This is a genomic window from Acinetobacter sp., assembly GCF_045628685.1.
In the GTDB taxonomy this organism is placed as follows: domain Bacteria; phylum Pseudomonadota; class Gammaproteobacteria; order Pseudomonadales; family Moraxellaceae; genus Acinetobacter.
Genome location: NZ_JAZQPV010000098.1, coordinates 1 through 17,078 on the forward strand (window position 1 = coordinate 1; position 17,078 = coordinate 17,078).

Sequence of the window (17,078 nt, forward strand, 5' to 3'; positions counted from 1 at the left end):
TTCCATAAACGGATACATATGCGGATTGGTGTAGGAAAGATCGACGATCATGCCCAGGGTCACCTGGTTGTTTTCAGCGTGATACAGCCACCAGCCGCCTGAAGAACCGGTCTCGCTTAAAGGCCAGCCAGCACCGTGCATTACCAGACCCGATTTGTGTTTCGCAGGATCAATTTCCCACAATTCTTTAATGCCAATACCGTAATGCTGCGGATCGGCATCTTGGTCCAGGTTGAATTTCTGGATCAGGCGTTTACCGAGGTGGCCACGACAGCCTTCAGCGAAAATGGTGTATTTGGCATGCAGCTCATAACCTGGGGTAAAGTTATGCGTCGGTTCGCCATCCTTGCCAATGCCCATGTCACCGGTCTGGATGCCTTTCACGGTACCATCTGCATGATAGAGGATTTCAGCAGCAGCAAAGCCCGGGAAGATCGACACTTCCAGCTCTTCGGCTTTGCTGCCTAACCAGCGCACCACATTGCCGAGTGAGATGACATAGTTGCCGTCATTGTGCATGGTTTTTGGCACCATCCAGTGCGGGGCTTCCTGTGATTTTTCATCTGAAAGCAGGAAGAAGGTTTTGTCTTCAGTCACCGGCACATTTAAAGGCGCACCCTGTTCTTTCCAGTCGGGGAACAGCTCGTTCATGGCACGCGGTTCAAGCACCGCGCCGGACAGGATGTGTGCACCGACTTCGGAGCCTTTTTCCACGACACAAACGGACAGATCATTCAGGTTGTTTTCAATTGCAAGTTGACGGATCTTGATCGCCGCAGACAGACCGGCCGGTCCTGCGCCAACGATGACGACGTCAAACTCCATCGATTCTCGAACTAAATCATCCATAATTATAAAACTCAATTTCGCTTAGCGGTATTTTATCATTTTTAAAATTTGTTATGAAGTTTAATTTTGATATTTTTTTCAAATAAAAAAAGCCTCCGGAGAGACTTTTTTATTCGGTTTAAAACCTTATGATTTTTGGGGATCGTATTGTTTTTCTTTGATGAAGAGAGCAGGAATCACGCCACAAATAAAGTATGCTGCACCCATCACAAGGAAACCAAGGCCAATAGAACCACCACTTGCTAAGTAGCCGATTACTGCAGGTGCAATGGCAGCGCCAAGACGACCAACGTTATATGAACCACCGATTGCTGTACCACGTACGGCTGTCGGAAAACTTTCAGTCATATAGGTCGCATTTACACCGTATGGAATACCGTATAAGAAACCAAAAATAACCAATAGGTAAAGAATGTTTTCTGGCGAATTATAGAATACGATCAGTGGCAAGAAAATAGCTGTACCAACGGCACCGAAAGCATAAGTAAAACGTCGACCAACTTTATCAGCCATATAACCTGCAAGAATTTTACCCAAGATCATTGCCGTATATGTGCCGACCATATAAGCCGTCATTTCTTTAAATTTCATACCCAATTCAGTTTCTAGGTAGGTTGGCATCCAGTTGTTTACACCATAGTAACCAAACTGCAGGAAACCAGCTGTTAATGCCCAAAGAATGAACATGTTACGATTTTTTTTGTCCTGGAAAATGAGTTTCCAAGTCGATTCCGCAGGTTTGTCTGTCACTTCTACTTTCTTGAAACGGTTTTCTTGCCATGCAGCAGGCTCCGGCACCAAGAAATGCATCAAAATTGCTAAACCAATCGGTAACGCAGCAACGTAGAACAGCATGCGCCAGCCATGGTCGGGAATTAACCAGCCTGCAAGCAACGTTGCAACAATATAACCCACGGTCCAACCAGCCTGGAGTGTGCCAAGTACAGTGGTGCGGTATTTGGTCGGTACATATTCCGCCATCAAGGTATTAGAGGCAATATATAAAGAGCCCAAACCCAATGAAGCAAAGAAACGTAAAGTACCGAATTCTACAAAAGATCGAGTAAAACCAAGACCGCAAGTCAATACCGAGAACAATAAAATCGAGACAACTACAGTACGCACGCGACCAAATTTGTCACATGCCCATCCACCAAAAATACCACCAATCGCCATACCTGCCAGAGTAAAGCTTCCAAGCATCCCTGCTTCGACCGTTGTTAATCCAAATTCAGCTTTAATACTGCTTAAACTGTAAGATAAAAGCATCAAGTCTGCGCCATCAACCAATAAGGCCAAGAACGCAAAAATAAATGCAATTTTCCATGTATTTGAATTAATTTTGGATAAAGTATTAACAGCCATAATCCATTACCTTATAAAAAAAGCCGAGTCGCAAGGAGAGTGACCCAGCCAAACTGTTAACGCGTAGCTTCTTTAATCATGTTACGCGCAATAATTACTTGTTGAATTTGAGTTGTACCTTCGTACAAACGGAATAAACGGACATCACGGTAGAAACGTTCAATCGCATATTCGCTGATGTAACCTGCGCCACCATGGATTTGCACCCCACGATCAGCTACCCGGCCACACATTTCTGTAGCAAACATTTTCGCGCAAGATGCTTCAGTGCTGACATTTTTGCCTGCGTCACGTAAACGCGCTGCATCCAGCACCATGCATTTAGCTGCATAAATTTCAGCTTTTGAATCGGCCAGCATGCCTTGAATCAACTGGAAATTTGCAATCGCTTGGCCAAATTGCTTACGTTCAACCGCATATTGAAGTGAGTCATCGAGCATGCGTGTTGCTGCACCAACGCTGAGTGCTGCAATATGAATACGGCCTTTATCAAGCACTTTCATTGCAGTTTTAAAGCCAACGCCTTCAACGCCACCAATTAAAGCCGACGCGGGAATACGGCAGTTTTCAAAGATCACATCACAGGTATGTGCGCCTTTTTGCCCCATTTTCTTGTCACGTTTACCGAGTGAAATACCCCGTGTTTTGCTGTCGACAATAAATGCAGAAATAGCAGCTGAACCTTTCAATTCAAGATTAGTACGTGCCATTACCGTGAAAGCACCCGCATGTGGGGCATTGGTAATAAAGCGTTTGGTACCATTCAAGATGTATTCATCGCCATCTTTTACTGCAGTTGTTTTTAAAGATGCAGCATCAGAACCAGAATCCGGTTCGGTTAAGCAGAATGAACCAATAATTTCACCGCTGGCTAAGCGTGGCAGGAAATATTGTTTTTGTTCTTCTGTACCATCAATGATCAGGCCTGAAGCACCGATACCATTGTTTGTACCAATGAGCGAACGGAAAGCAGGAGAGGTACGGCCTAATTCAAAGGCAATATAAACCTCTTCTTCCATAGTTAGGCCAAGACCTTCATATTCTTCAGGAATTGTTAAACCAAACAATCCTAACTCTTTCATTTGCTGAACGATTTCTGCAGGAATTTCGTCTGTTTCAGCAACGAGTTCTTCATTTGGGATTAATACACCTTCAACAAATTGACGAATCATATCGACTAATTGGTCTAAGGTTTCCTGATCGCGAATCATGTCCTAACTCCGTTTTTAGGGTTAACAGCTTGTTTTTTTCAATCAACTAAATCGAACAAGATGTAGTCACTAAGCTGAATTTATCCGGATACTAATCAAAAAAGATCGCTTGTACAATATATACGAAAGTATATTTCGCAATGCGGTATCAAATATTAAATTAAATTAAAATATTAAGTTTTTGTTTTTTAACAAAAATGTATCTTTATCATCGCTATTAATTATTTTTCATATGAAAAAATTTGATTTAAAATTGGGTTAAACTTATGTATATTGCAATAAATATACCGCTGTGCGAAATGTGAAGATTATGGAAAGCACCCAAATATTAAAACTTACCCTGCAAGAAGATGGCGTGGCGCTTGTAGAAATACATCGACCTGAAGCCAGGAATGCACTGAATCTGGAATTACGTCAGGCACTTTCAAAAGCTTTTCAAGCACTAAACCAGAACACTGCTGTACGCGCGATTGTGATTACTGGCGGAGAGAAAGTTTTTGCGGCCGGTGCTGATATTAAAGACTTCACCACTGCAACCACAGCGCAAATGTATTTACGCCATACCGAACAATACTGGCAAAGTATTATCGATTGCAGCAAGCCGATTATTGCGGCAGTGAATGGCTATGCCTTGGGTGGCGGCTGTGAACTGGCGATGCATGCCGATATCATTATTGCCGGCCAGTCGGCAAAATTCGGTCAGCCTGAAATAAAACTCGGCCTGATGCCGGGCGCGGGCGGTACACAACGTTTACTGCGTGCGATTGGTAAATTCAAAACCATGCTGCTGGTGTTGTCGGGTAAATTCATCAGCGCTGAAGAAGCCAGCCAAATGGGCCTGGTTTCTGAAGTGGTTGAAGATGAAAACACCATTGCTCATGCACTTGAGATTGCAAAAACCATTGCAGGTTTTTCTCCAATTGCGGTGCAGCAAATTAAAGAAGTGACCAATTTGGGTCAGGACCTGTCTTTACAGGGTGCGCTGACTTTAGAGCGTAAAGCCTTCCAGATTCTATTTGACACTAAAGATCAAAAAGAAGGCGTGAATGCATTTTTTGAAAAACGTCCTGCACAGTACACTGGAGAATAAGACATGACCATTCAATCTATGGCGTTGATCGGTACCGGTGTAATGGGCATGGGCATTGCGCAAATTGCTGCGCAAGCCGGTGTCGAAGTTCGTTTATTTGATGCCAAGGCAGGTGCTGCAGAAGCAGGCTTAGCCAAACTCAAAGTAATATTGGAAAAACTACAAGCCAAAGGCAAATTCACCGAACAAGTGCTGAATGAAACCTTGGCGCGTTTTGTAGTTTTGGACAGCATTGAACAAATCGCGGGTGTGGATCTGGTGGTTGAAGCCATCATTGAAAACCTGGAGATCAAGCAAAGCCTGTTTAAGCAAATTGAAGCCATTGTTGCGCCTAGCACGATTTTAGCGACCAATACTTCATCACTTTCAGTGACTGCCATTGCTTCAAACCTTGAACATCAAGGACGCATGGCCGGTTTCCACTTCTTTAACCCTGTACCTTTGATGAAAATTGTCGAAGTGATTGCAGGCTTAGCCACAGATGAGCAGGTAGTTGAAGACCTGCTTGAACTGGCACAGCGCACGGGTCATTTCGGTGTACGCACCAAAGACACCCCGGGATTCATCGTCAATCATGCCGGTCGTGCCTATGGTACCGAAGCCTTGAAAGCTTTGGGCGAAGGCGTTGCCTCCATTTCAGATATCGACCGTATCTTACGTGAAGGTGCCGGTTTCCGTATGGGGCCGCTGGAATTGTTTGACTTAACCGCACTGGATGTATCGCATCCTGTAATGGAATCGATTTTTAACCAGTACTATCAGGAAGACCGTTATCGTCCACACCCTTTAACCCGTCAAATGCTGGCCGGTAAAAAAGTTGGCCGTAAAGTCGGTGAAGGCTTCTATAAATATATCGACGGCAAAAAAACCAACGAAGCCCCGGTACAAGCTGTTCCGGCAGTCAACAAGTTTAATGCAGTGTGGATTGCCACAGACCGTGAGCAAGATGCCAGCGTTTTACGTGATTACATCCGAGCGCAAGGCCTGGTGCTGGACAGTGCTGAACAACCTGCGGCAGACAGCCTGATTATTCTTGCCACTTATGGTGAAGACAGCACCACTGCGTCATTACGTTTGGGCGTAGATGCAGCGCGTGTGGTATCGATTGATCTGCTGACGGATTTTGCCAAGCACCGCACCATCATGCCATCCATTGTGACTGCGAAAAATTACATCGACCAGGCGCATGCGATATTTGCCAAAGATGGACAGGGCGTGACCGTGATTGCAGAAAGCGTGGGCTTTGTTGCGCAGCGTGTCTTGGCGATGGTGGTGAATTTGGCGTGTGACATTGCACAGCAGCAAATTGCCACAGCATCTGACATCGATAAAGCGGTGAAACTGGGTCTCGGTTATCCGCATGGTCCAATTTCATGGGGCGATGTATTGGGTGCACAACGCATCTTACTGATTCTGGAACGGATCTATGCCAACACTGGCGATCAGCGCTACCGTCCAAGCCCATGGCTAAAACGTCGTGCACAACTGAATTTATCTTTACTTCACAGCGCAGCTGTTTAAGCGAATTAGAAGGAAACTCCTATGTTAAATGCCTATATTTATGATGGTGTACGTACCGCATTTGGTCGTCATGCCGGTGAGCTTGCCACGATTCGTCCGGACAACCTGGCTGCGCATGTGATTAAGGCCTTGCTTGAAAAGCACAATTTACCCAACAATATCTATGATGATGTGATTTTGGGCAACACCAACCAAGCCGGTGAAGACAGCCGTAACATCGCGCGTCATGCAGCATTGCTAGCAGGTTTGGATGTAAAAACCCCAGCGCAAACCGTAAACCGTCTCTGTGCATCAGGTTTGGCATCTGTGATTGATGCAGCACGTGCGATTAGCTGTGGCGAAGGCGAGATCTTTATCGCCGGTGGCGTTGAATCCATGTCACGCGCACCCTTTGTTTTTGCCAAGTCTGAAAAAGCCTTTGGCCGTGACTTTAAAGTCTTTGATTCAGCCATTGGTGCACGTTTCCCGAACCCTGCCATTGAAAAGCAGTTCGGTGATGACACCATGCCAAAAACCGGCGACAACGTTGCGGTTGAATATGGCATCACGCGTGAAGATGCGGATACCTTCGCGGCAGCATCGCAAGCCAAATATGAAGCTGCCAAACAGGCCGGTTTCTTTGAGGGTGAAATTGTTGGCATCGAAGTGCCACAAGGCCGTAAATTACCGCCTAAATTAGTTGCAGTGGATGAGCATCCACGCCCATCGTCTAATATGGAAGCTTTACAAAAACTGAAACCATTGTTTGCAGACGGTGTAGTGACAGCAGGTAATGCTTCAGGCGTGAACGATGGTGCAGCAGCACTACTGATTGGTTCTGAGCAGGCTGAGCAAACCTTGGGCTTTAAACCAATCGCCAGAATTCTGGCATCAGGTGCGGCGGGGATTGAACCGCGCATTATGGGTGCAGGTCCGGTTGATGCCATCAAGCTGGCACTCAAACGTGCTAACCTGACTTTGGCAGACATGGACATCATCGAGATCAATGAAGCCTTTGCCTCTCAAGTATTGGCATGCCTTCGAGGTTTAGAGATTGCACTGGATGATCCGCGGGTGAATCCAAACGGTGGTGCGATTGCAGTCGGTCATCCACTGGGTGCATCGGGTGCTCGTCTGGCATTATCAACAGCACGTGAACTGCAGCGCAGCGGCAAAAAATATGCTGTGATCAGTCTATGTATTGGTGTGGGACAAGGTCTCGCAATGGTTATTGAACGCGTATAAAGGTAAAGACACATGGGTGCATTAGAGGGTATTCGCGTACTGGATTTAAGTCGCGTACTTGCAGGTCCTTGGTGTGGTCAAATCCTCGCGGATTTAGGCGCAGAAGTGATTAAAGTTGAACGTCCAAAAACAGGTGATGACACCCGTTTATGGGGTCCACCTTGGATGAAGAACAATCAAGGCGAGGACACACGTGAAGCAGCTTATTACCAATCTGCGAACCGAAATAAACTTTCCGTTGCGATTGATATTTCGACCGCTGAAGGTCAGGAACTGGTCCGCGCTTTAGCTGCAGACTCTGATGTGGTGATTGAAAACTATAAAGCTGGTTCGCTGAAAAAATACGGACTGGATTACGATAGTTTAAGTGCCATCAACCCGAAACTGGTCTATTGCTCAATTACCGGTTTTGGTCAAACCGGTCCACGTGCGCCTGAACCGGGTTATGACTTTATTATTCAGGGCATGGGCGGCTTAATGTCTGTGACCGGTGAAAAAGATGACTTGCCGGGTGGTGGCCCACAAAAAGTGGGTGTAGCTTTTGCCGATTTAACTACGGGTCTGTATTCAACCATTGCCATTCAAGCGGCATTATTGAACCGTACCATTACTGGCTTAGGTCAACACGTTGATATGGCATTGCTTGATGTGCAAGTGGCAACATTGGCCAATCAAGGCATGAACTATTTAGCGTCAGGTAAAGTGCCGGGTCGCTATGGTAATGCCCATGCCAATATTGTGCCTTACCAAGTGTTTAAAGCGGCAGACCAAGACTTTATTATTGCATGCGGTAATGACAAACAATTCGTGGCATTAAGCAATGCGATTGGCTTGCCGGAATTGCCGGATGACCCACGTTTTACTACCAATGCCTTGCGGATTAAACACCGAAGTGAGATTGGCGAGTTATTGTCTACGCATTTCCTTAGCGACAATGCGAAGCATTGGGTTGAAGCGATTCATGCGGTGAAAGTACCGGTTGGTCTAATCAATAACCTTGAGCAAGCTTTTGAAGAGCCGCAGGTGAAAGCCAGAGATATGCTGGTTGAAATGCAGCATCCTTTAAAAGATAAACTCAAAGTCATTGGTTCTCCTATCAAACTTTCTCGTACGCCGGTGGAATATAAAAAAGCCCCACCGATGCTCGGTGAACATACCAATGAAATTTTAGCCCGCGTAGCCGATGCTGAAAAATTAGCAGAACTGCGAAGCAAAGGTATTATTGGTTAATCCCTTTTAAAAGCCTGGTTAAGATGAACAAAGAAGCAACTTTTTAGAGGTTGCTTCTTTGCTATTAATAGGATATTTATATTATAATTTTCGCAATGCGAAACAGAATTAAATAAATTAGGCCATTTAAATGACTGAAGTGACAGAATCGGAACAAGCGGAGAAGCTATTAGCTCCTTTACGACATGAACTCCTGGATCCTATTGAGGATATGCAGGATGAAAATGATCGCCAATACATTACCGCTCTTGCCCGTGGTTTGGAACTGTTACGTTGTTTTACTCCAAAACATCAACATTTAGGTAATCAAGAACTCTCTCAAATGACGGGTTTGCCGAAACCGACCATTACCCGTTTGACCCATACACTGTCACGTTTGGGTTATTTAAAACAAGTACCAAACTCAAGTAAATTTCAGCTTTCTGTTGGGGTACTTTCATTTGGTTATTCAATGTTGTCGAATCTTTCAATCCGTTCGATTGCTCATCCATACATGAAAGAATTAGCAGATTATGCAGGTGCAGCTGTTGCTATGGCAACCCGTGACCGCTTAAATATGATCTACTTAGATGTCGTGCAAGGCAAGGGTAATGTCACTATGCGACGCCAAGTCGGTACTTATTTACCCATTCATTTAAGTTCGGTAGGTCGTGCATGCTTGGCAGCAATGCCGGAAGATGAGCGTGAATTTTTACTCAATGCCATTCGTGCTAAACACAAAGAAGACTGGATAAAAATAAATCGTGAACTAGATAAAGCCTTTAAGGACTATCAAGACTTTGGATATTGCTTTTCAGTCGGTGACTGGCATAAAGATGTGAATTCAGTGGCTGTGCCTTATTATCACGATCAACATGGATTACTGGTATTTAACTGTGGTGGGCCAAGCTTTATTTTAAGCCGTGAAAAGCTGGAAGATGAAATTGCACCGCGTTTAGTGCATATGGTCAATAACATTCGTACAGATGTTGGCTAGTGGGTATTAAGACGCTATACCTATTATTTAAATAATCACATAAAGAGCAGTATCTATCCAAAAAGATACTGCTCTTTTTTTGTTTATTTTCGAATAATCATAAGTGTTGCAGTCGCATGCGCATAAATTTTATCATTTTCATCCACAATTTTGCCTTCAGTACTGACAATGGTCCGTCCAGCATTAATCAGGTGTCCAATGCCTCGATAGGTTTTTTCGACTTGCATGGGACGGATCATTTTTATATTCAGGTCTACAGTCGCAAAGCGGTTGCCTTTTTCCATCATTGAGTGGGCAACGCCACCCGTTACGCTATCTAAAACCGTGGCACAGAAACCACCATGCACGCCACCTTGTAAATTAATATGCTCTTCACCCGGTGTGACTTCATACACGATATAACCTTCCTGAACATCTACCAGTTTCATGGGAATGGTCTTGGCCATCGGAGCATGGGGAATTTCACCATTTTTAAGTGCATTAAGTGCATCAATTCCTGAATATTGGTCAGTCAGCATTCCTTTATTCCTTGTCCTGTCTTTTTCGATTTATTGAAAAATAACATAATTTGGAAACTTATAAAATAAAATTCTGTATTGCAAAATATTTAATTTATAACTGAATTTTTTGCTGTTTTTTACAGAGAAAAGGAGAGGTATAAAAAGGTTTTTATTTATAAATTTTCATTCATTGTTAATTAAACAGGAAAATATGGCAGTTTTTTGAAAATTAATTAACTCACTTAGATGGAAATGTACAAAATATAAGCAAAAAAAACGGATTGATATGCTTTTTGTAGAAAATAGCAAATATATGGAATATTATTTCGTTATACGAAATTATTTCCATTGTATTAAAAATTACGCCCTTATAAATGTGAAATATTCATTTTAAAGATCACAAGAACATTGGAACTACTCTGCAAATATTTAAAAAATTTTAGCAGGGAATATAAAAGGAAGGATTAAACAATGCCAGATTATATTGCACCGCGTCGAGATATGAATTTTGTCTTAAATGAAGTGCTCAACATTGAAGAAAGTTATTCTGGTTTTGAATATTACCAAGACAAGGTGTCGGCTGAATTATTTAATCAATATTTAGATGTGGCAGCGGATTTTTGCCAAAATGAAATTCTGCCCTTAAATGCAGTTGGTGACCGTCAAGGCTGTACTTTAAAAGATGGGGTTGTCACTACACCAGACGGCTTTAAGGCAGCTTATGATAAATATGTTGAATTGGGTTTCCCATCCTTAACTGCACGTGAAGAATTTGGTGGTCAAGGTTTACCGAACTTACTACGTACCGCAATTCAGGAAATGACCACGGCATGCAACTGGGCATGGGGCATGTACCCAAGTTTATCGCATGGCGCTATGCGCACAATTAATCACCATGGCACAGAACAACAAAAACAAATCTATTTGCCGAAATTAATTAGCGGGCAATGGACAGGAACGATGTGCTTAACAGAAGCACAAGCAGGTTCCGATCTGGGTCAAGTCCGTACCAAGGCTGTACCGAATGAAGATGGCAGCTATGCGATTAGCGGTGAAAAAATCTTTATTTCTGCAGGCGATCATGACTTGGCAGAAAATATTGTACATATTGTACTGGCTCGCTTGCCAAATGCACCGGCAGGTACACGCGGTATTTCTCTATTTATTGTGCCAAAATTTAATGTGGATGCAGAAGGTAATAAAGCCGATCGTAATAACATGATATGCAGTTCGCTTGAGCATAAAATGGGCATTCATGGTAATGCGACCTGTGTTCTAAATTTTGATGCTGCGCGTGGCTATTTGATTGGTCCAGAGCATAAAGGTTTGCTGTGTATGTTTACTTTTATGAACGCAGCGCGTTTAAGTACTGCAACCCAAGGTTTAGCCATTTCCGAGGCAAGTTATCAAGGTGCGCTGTCTTATGCCAAAGATCGCCTGGCTTTACGTGCGCTTGGCGGTGCATACTTCCCTGAAAAAGCAGCCGATCCGATTATTGTCCATCCGGCAGTACGCAGCATGTTGCTGACTCAAAAAGCCTTTGCTGAAGGTGGCCGTATACTGACCTATTTAATTGCGCATTGGGTCGATGTAGCCGGGGTAACTCAGGATGCTGCTGAAAAGAAAAAAATCGAGGATCTGCTCGCTTTATTAACCCCAATTGCCAAAGCTTTCTTGACGGAAATGGGCGTGGAATGTTCTAAACACGGTATGCAGGTGTTTGGCGGTCATGGCTATATTTCCGAGCATGGAATGGAACAGTTGGCGCGTGATATGCGTATTGCCTGTCTGTATGAAGGAACGACTGAAATTCAGGCGATTGACTTGCTTGGTCGTAAAATTTTGAAATCAGACGGTGCTCTTCTAAACAATTTCACCGATATGATTGAACATTTTATCGCAGAACATCAAAACCAGACGGGTATTCAGCCCATGTTAAACAAGTTGTCTGAATTATTGGCAGAATGGAAAAGCTTGACTGATTTTGTTGCGGAAAAAGCCAAAACCAACCCTGACGAAACAGGTGCAGCTTCTGTCGATTATCTATACTTCTCTGGCTATGTGACACTGGCCTATGTCTGGGCTAAAGCGGCCCAAGTTGCACAAAGTCAAATTGCAGCGGGCTCAACAGATGAGTTTTATCAAGCAAAACTGGCGACTGCGCAATTCTATTACAGTAAATTGTTAAACCGCACTAAAACGCATGCGGCTAATATTTTAGAAGGCGGTGAGGTCGTATTCAGCTTAGATCCTGAAGCATTCAAATTTGATTAATGTATTATTATTTAACTTGCATAAAAGAAGCGCCTAAAGGGCGCTTCTTTTTCATCTGGGATTTTTTAGTTGTTATTTAAGGTACTGGAAATATTATTGACCATATGAATTAAGCGCGGACCAATCTCATTTTCCAGCTTTTCCTGATCCAGCAAATAACTCGGCGCGCCACAGTTAAACACCAAAATGCCATGTTGCGGATGGATCAGCGGCACCGCCACCGAATTGACATCTTTGGCCCAGTCACCAATAGACAGACAATAACCATAGTCTTGATAATCGCGAACTGCACGTTCTAAATTACGTTTAATACTTGGCCAGCTGTCTTCATTTCTTTTTTTAATCGCATCAAATAAATAATGGCGTTCTTTTTCAACCATAGCAGCCAGACATGCTCGGCCCATCGCACTACTATGAATGGGTAAAGTTGAGCCAATCGGACGACGCATGGTGAGCGTAGAATCTGTATGCACTACATTCAGATAGATCATGTTTAATCTGTCGCGTGTTGCCATCGCTACTGGTGCCTGGGCATATTTAGACATTTCCTCCATAAAAGGTTGTGCCTGAGTGCGTGCAGAGATATTGGATAGTGCTGAATAGCCTAATGCCAATACACCAACATCGAGTAAGTATTTGGTGGTGTTGGGTAATTGCTTTAAATAGCCCAAAGAAACCAGGGTACTGGTAATGCGTGCCACGGTCGGTTTAGGTAAATTGGTCAAGTGAGCAATTTCCTGATTACCCAGTAATTGATTCGAAGAAGAAAAACAACGCAGAATTTCCAGTCCACGCGCAATAGAGGCAATAAACTGCGGATTATTTTCACGATGAATATGAGAAATGGGGTCTAAACGTATTTCATCAAAGTTGGAACTTTCACCTGATTTATTTTTTAATGTCATGTTGAGGTACAATCAAATAGATAACTATAAAATATAATAACAACTAAATTTCACGATACAAAATAAATGTCTAATTATCTAATTTTATTAAGATGAATAACCATCCATTTTTTAATATCTTTTATGAAATGAATGTTACATAAAATTAAGCGGCTGAATAACCACAGCCGCTTAATGAGATTTTAAGACTTACTGAAAAGAATCATTAGCCTACGTTTTCAATCACCATGGCCAAACCTTGACCAACACCAATACATAAGCTGACCACAGCATATTTTTTGCCTGTACGCTGGAGTTGGCGTGCAGTCGTTAATGCAAGACGTGCACCTGAAGCACCTAATGGATGACCGAGCGCAATGGCACCACCATTTGGATTCACACGTGGATCATCCGAATCAATCCCTAAGCCCTTTAAACAAGACAGCACTTGAGATGCGAATGCTTCATTAATTTCAATAATATCCAGATCATCTAAACTCAAACCGGCACGTGCAACCGCTTTTTTAATGGCTTCGATTGGACCTGCGCCCATAATACGCGGCTCAATACCTGCTGCAGCTGCAGACAAAATTTTAGCTATTGGCTTTAAGCCATATTTTTGCTGTACCGCTTCACTACCAATCAGTACTGCGGCTGCGCCATCATTAATGCCTGAAGCATTTCCGGCAGTAACCACACCACCTTCAAAGAGGGGTTTCAGTTTTTGCAATGCTTCAAAATTTGAACTCGGGCGAGGGTGCTCATCTTCAACTACTGATTTTGGCGGTAATTTGCGTCCTTGAGAAACTTCAACTGCGGTAATTTCATCTTCAAAGAAACCGGCCTGTTTTGCAGCTTCATATTTGGCTTGTGACGCTGCTGCAAATGCATCTGCCTGTTCACGGCTGATACCAAATTCTACCGCAACATTATCACCAGTTTCTGGCATACTATGGCCGCCAAATTGCTTAACAATCTGTGGGTTAGGGAAGCGTGAACCAATGGTGGTGTCATAAATCTTTGCTTCGCGGCTATAAGCAGATTCAGCTTTTGCCATCACAAAAGGCGCACGGGTCATTGATTCGACACCACCGGCAATATACAAATCGCCTTCACCACAAGTAATGGCGCGAGCAGAATCAATAATAGCGCCCAAGCCTGAAGCACATAAGCGGTTAACAGTTTGACCAGGAACAGTGACCGGCAATCCTGCCAAAAGAGCTGCATGACGTGCCACATTGCGGCTGTCTTCACCGGCCTGATTGGTACTGCCAAAAATCACATCTTCTACATCAGCACCTGGAATCCCCGTTTTTTCAACCAGACGGCGAATAACTAAACCGGCTAAATCGTCCGGGCGAATTGTAGCCAAGCTACCTGCATGACGACCAAAAGGAGTACGTAATCCATCATAAATATAAGCGTTTAACATTTTCTTTCCTTGAAGAATTTCGATATAAAAGTTTTAAGCGGTAAAAGTTAAAGATTGATTAAGCTTGACACGACGCTGTAACCAGGGACTTGGGCGATAGCGTGGGTCTGCGGTAATTTGAGTCATGCGCTCTAAAATGAGCAGGATTTTTGCAGGTCCGAGCACATCTCCCCAGCTAATTGGACCATATGGGTAGCCTAGGCCTAAGCGTACCGCAGCATTAATGTCATCTACTGTGGCAACGCCTTGCTGGGCAATATCACAGGCTAAATTAATCACCATCGCAATCACGCGTTGTGCGACAAAACCGACACTTTCCTGAATCACGGTGACGCTATTGCCATCCAGATTGAAAATGGAGTGTGCTGCCTGACTCAATTTTTCTTGGGTAATCAGGCTTGGCATTAAAGTACGATGAACATTTAAACCATTAATTAAATCGATAGCGACCGTACGTGTAGGATCGAGGTTTAAGCGCTGTATGCTTGAGCTGGTATCTTCACCATAACTTGCCACTAAAATCAGGCTGTCCGCAGCCGGATAATCTTGTGTATCGATGCTAATTTGATGCGTGTTGAGATAATCGGTTAACGTCTGACGGTCTGCTTCGAAATCTGCCGCAATCCAGACAGTAGGATATTCAGCCAATTTTTCAACTCGAATTGCCGGCTGTTCATCCAGTTTCTGTCCCGCTTCATAACGGTAAAAACCCTGACCCGTTTTACGCCCCAGCTGTTTGGCCGTCAGCATTTGTTTGGTCAGTACATTGGGACGGTAGCGCGGTTCCTGATAATATTGCTCATAAACCGATTCCATCACCGGATGCGATACATCCAGACCGGTTAAATCCAGCAGCTCAAAAGGTCCCATTTTAAAACCTAAATTTTGTTTTAAAATACGATCAATCTCGTGAATACTGGCAACATTTTCATTTAGAATTTTTAAAGATTCTGTACCATAAGCACGACCTGCATGATTGATAATAAATCCCGGGGTGTCTTTTGCAACGACAGGTCGATGGCCCATTTTATAAGACAGGTCGACTAAGCGACTGACAATCTCCGGTTGAGTGCGAATCCCGGGAATCACTTCTACCACTTTCATTAAAGGCACAGGATTAAAGAAGTGGTAACCTACGATGCGCTCAGGATGCTGGCTCTGTGAAGCAATGGCAGTAATGGAGAGCGACGAAGTATTTGAAGCAATAATGGTATTTTCTGCGACCAAGGCTTCAAGCTGCTTAACCAGTTCTTGCTTGACTGAAAGATTCTCGACAATCGCTTCAATAACAAGGTCACAATTTTTAAGTTCATCTAGATGTGCGGCGATTACCAAATTGGCAAGCGCTTGCTGAGCAGATTCCGCAGTAATTTTATTCTTTTCCACCAGTTTATTTAAAGTTGCCTGTAGCTTTTCGGCTGCTATTTGAGCAGCGCCTTCTTTGGCATCATATAAATACACTTGATGATTTGACTGCAGGGCAATTTGGGTAATTCCTGTACCCATAACCCCTGAACCGATAATGCCAATCGTGGCAATTTGGATAGACATAAAAACTTTTCCCTAAATAATTTATTTGCCTTGATATTGCGGATGACGTTTTTCAATAAACGCTTGCATACCTTCTTTTTGATCTTGGGTATCGAACAGCAACTGGAAGGATTTTCGTTCTAGGCTTAAACCGGCATTTAAAGGCACATCTTCAGACATTAATGCCACTTCTTTAATTTGCTCAAGCGCAATAGGCGGTAAACGTGCAATGGTTTTTGCCATTTTGATGGCAGTGCTGATCGTTTCGCTATCTGGCACGACTTGTGAAGCCAAACCAATTTGGTAGGCTTCTTGTGCCGAAACCAGGCAACCGGTCAGAATCATGCGCATGGCGTGAAATTTTCCAACCGCACGGAATAGGCGTTGGGTACCGCCAGCACCCGGCATCACACCTACTTTGACTTCAGGCTGACCAAACTGTGCAGATTCACCTGCAATAATAATGTCGGCATGCATGGCTAATTCACAGCCGCCACCCAAGGCATAACCATTTACCGCAGCAATCACCGGTTTTGGATAATGTGCAATGGCCTGCCAGTAACGTTCGGTATGACGCAAATACATTTCTGCTGTCTGTGCCGACGATAATTCTTTTAAATCTGCACCGGCAGCAAACACCGACTCACCACCGGTCAGAATCACGACACGGATGTCATCATTTAAAGCCAGTTCAGAGAAAATTTGTGCAAGATGCTTGCGGACTTCTGTGTTAAGCGCATTTTTCGCTTCAGGACGGTCAATTTTAACGATCGCAATATGATCTTCGATACACTCCATTGTCACTATCTGTTTCATTATTACTCCATTAATTTCGTAATGCGAAATTTTATTTTTATTTAAATTAATCCTATTTCTATCTAAACTCAATATTTTTTGTGCAAAAAATATTTATTTTGTATTTCCTATTGCTGTTTTTGGTTTTTTGTGGTTATTTATTTCGTATTGCGAAATTAAAAAAAAGGTAAAGGAAT

General features: G+C 43.4%; 14 protein-coding genes. 6 read left to right on the forward strand and 8 right to left on the reverse strand.

What is annotated here, in order from left to right; genetic code table 11:
* The 3 genes from ACKI4H_RS13110 to ACKI4H_RS13120 all read right to left on the reverse strand — a co-directional run.
* Positions 1–849: NAD(P)/FAD-dependent oxidoreductase (locus ACKI4H_RS13110; RefSeq protein ID WP_407306476.1), on the reverse strand; the 849-nt coding region annotated here is incomplete at its 3' end.
* A gap of 126 nt (positions 850–975) precedes the next feature.
* Positions 976–2,214 (reverse strand): MFS transporter, encoded by a 1,239-nt coding sequence (locus tag ACKI4H_RS13115; RefSeq protein ID WP_407306426.1) that lies wholly within the window; start codon positions 2,212–2,214, stop codon positions 976–978.
* A gap of 56 nt (positions 2,215–2,270) precedes the next feature.
* Entirely contained in the window at positions 2,271–3,425 is a 1,155-nt protein-coding gene (locus ACKI4H_RS13120; protein ID WP_407306428.1) for an acyl-CoA dehydrogenase family protein, read from the reverse strand.
* 310 nt (positions 3,426–3,735) lie between these two features.
* Between ACKI4H_RS13120 and ACKI4H_RS13125 the strand changes: the two genes are divergently transcribed.
* The 5 genes from ACKI4H_RS13125 to ACKI4H_RS13145 all read left to right on the forward strand — a co-directional run bounded on the left by ACKI4H_RS13125 (position 3,736) and on the right by ACKI4H_RS13145 (position 9,466).
* A complete protein-coding gene (locus ACKI4H_RS13125) occupies positions 3,736–4,515 on the forward strand; it encodes an enoyl-CoA hydratase (protein WP_407306430.1) in 780 nt (259 codons plus the stop codon).
* A 3-nt stretch (positions 4,516–4,518) separates the two neighbouring features.
* A complete protein-coding gene (locus tag ACKI4H_RS13130) occupies positions 4,519–6,036 on the forward strand; it encodes a 3-hydroxyacyl-CoA dehydrogenase (protein ID WP_407306432.1) in 1,518 nt (505 codons plus the stop codon).
* Positions 6,037–6,057: 21 nt separating this feature from the next.
* The gene (locus ACKI4H_RS13135) at positions 6,058–7,260 is read left to right on the forward strand and encodes a 3-oxoadipyl-CoA thiolase (RefSeq protein ID WP_407306434.1); all 1,203 of its coding nucleotides are present in this window, start codon (positions 6,058–6,060) and stop codon (positions 7,258–7,260) included.
* A 12-nt stretch (positions 7,261–7,272) separates the two neighbouring features.
* Positions 7,273–8,490, forward strand: coding sequence for a CaiB/BaiF CoA transferase family protein (locus ACKI4H_RS13140; protein WP_407306436.1), 1,218 nt, complete (start codon positions 7,273–7,275; stop codon positions 8,488–8,490).
* Positions 8,491–8,620: 130 nt separating this feature from the next.
* Complete coding sequence (locus ACKI4H_RS13145) at positions 8,621–9,466, forward strand: IclR family transcriptional regulator (RefSeq protein WP_171539309.1); 846 nt, start codon at positions 8,621–8,623, stop codon at positions 9,464–9,466.
* An 83-nt stretch (positions 9,467–9,549) separates the two neighbouring features.
* Here the strand turns inward: ACKI4H_RS13145 and ACKI4H_RS13150 are convergent, their stop codons facing one another.
* Entirely contained in the window at positions 9,550–9,984 is a 435-nt protein-coding gene (locus tag ACKI4H_RS13150) for a PaaI family thioesterase (protein ID WP_407306438.1), read from the reverse strand.
* 453 nt (positions 9,985–10,437) lie between these two features.
* Between ACKI4H_RS13150 and ACKI4H_RS13155 the strand changes: the two genes are divergently transcribed.
* Positions 10,438–12,240, forward strand: coding sequence for an acyl-CoA dehydrogenase C-terminal domain-containing protein (locus ACKI4H_RS13155; protein WP_407306440.1), 1,803 nt, complete (start codon positions 10,438–10,440; stop codon positions 12,238–12,240).
* 65 nt (positions 12,241–12,305) lie between these two features.
* Here the strand turns inward: ACKI4H_RS13155 and ACKI4H_RS13160 are convergent, their stop codons facing one another.
* The 4 genes from ACKI4H_RS13160 to ACKI4H_RS13175 form a co-directional block, all read right to left on the reverse strand.
* Positions 12,306–13,145: an IclR family transcriptional regulator gene (locus ACKI4H_RS13160; RefSeq protein WP_131266203.1), complete on the reverse strand. Its 840-nt coding sequence runs from the start codon at positions 13,143–13,145 to the stop codon at positions 12,306–12,308.
* Positions 13,146–13,350: 205 nt separating this feature from the next.
* Positions 13,351–14,556 (reverse strand): 3-oxoadipyl-CoA thiolase, encoded by a 1,206-nt coding sequence (locus ACKI4H_RS13165; protein WP_407306443.1) that lies wholly within the window; start codon positions 14,554–14,556, stop codon positions 13,351–13,353.
* 33 nt (positions 14,557–14,589) lie between these two features.
* Positions 14,590–16,107, reverse strand: a complete 1,518-nt coding sequence (locus tag ACKI4H_RS13170; RefSeq protein WP_407306445.1) for a 3-hydroxyacyl-CoA dehydrogenase — start codon at positions 16,105–16,107, stop codon at positions 14,590–14,592.
* Between the two features lie 21 nt (positions 16,108–16,128).
* Entirely contained in the window at positions 16,129–16,902 is a 774-nt protein-coding gene (locus ACKI4H_RS13175) for an enoyl-CoA hydratase (protein WP_407306447.1), read from the reverse strand.
* Positions 16,903–17,078 lie beyond the last annotated feature (176 nt).